The organism is Variovorax soli NBRC 106424 (assembly GCF_001591385.1).
GTDB lineage: Bacteria > Pseudomonadota > Gammaproteobacteria > Burkholderiales > Burkholderiaceae_C > Variovorax > Variovorax soli.
The window spans coordinates 1-765 of record NZ_BCUU01000234.1 but is presented as its reverse complement, the minus strand read 5'-3'; the positions used below and the strand labels follow the sequence as shown (position 1 = coordinate 765).

General features: G+C 75.6%; 1 protein-coding gene. It reads right to left on the bottom strand.

What is annotated here, in order from left to right:
- The coding region (locus VSO01S_RS26550) for a collagen-like triple helix repeat-containing protein (protein ID WP_068645717.1) at positions 1–765 on the bottom strand (765 nt) is incomplete at both ends.

Below are 765 nucleotides of genomic sequence, written 5' to 3'. Positions count from 1 at the left end.
CCCGCGGCAATGCCGCCGCTGCCCACGCTGGCGCCGGCGCCGGCCCCCACGCCCAGGCCCGCCGTGAGCGAGCCGCCCAGAACGCCGCCGGCGCCGCCCGTGCCGCTGCCTTGCAGCAGGCCGCCGGCCGCGATGACCGAGTCGCCCACGCCCGAGGTGAGCTGGTTGCCCTTGAGCGCACCGCCGACCTGGTTGGTCACGCCGGCCACGGGCACGCCCAGGCCGGTGGCGTCGCCCAGCTCCTGGGTGGTGGCCGTCAGGGTGCGGTCGATCGGCACGATGACTTCGTTGACCGTGCGGGTGGTCTTGCGCACCACGCCGTTGTCGGTCACGTGGTCCAGCTTGCCAGCCACGCCGACGACGGTGTCGCCGACCTTGTCGACCAGCCCGCCGGCCGTGGAAGTGACAGGCTTGAGCGGCGTGTTCTGGCCCACGCTGCTGACCAGGCTGCCGGTGCTGGACACCGTCTGGCCGGCGCCCACCACCACCGCGGGCAGGCCGCCCAGGGTGTCGCCCACCGGGTCGGCGCTCTTGCCGAGTTGGCCCAGGCCGCCGGTGACGGCGTCGCCCGCCTTGTCGATGGTGTTGCCCGCATTGGCGATCACGCCGCCTGCCGGGGTGTTCTGGCCGATGCCGGCGACGGTGGTGCCGGCGGCGCTCACCGTGGTGCCGACGCCGCCGACGATCTGGCCGGTGGCCGAGGGCTTGAGGGTGTCGCCGCCCGAGCCGCCGCCGGAGCCGCCACCCGAGCCACCTCCGGAGCCG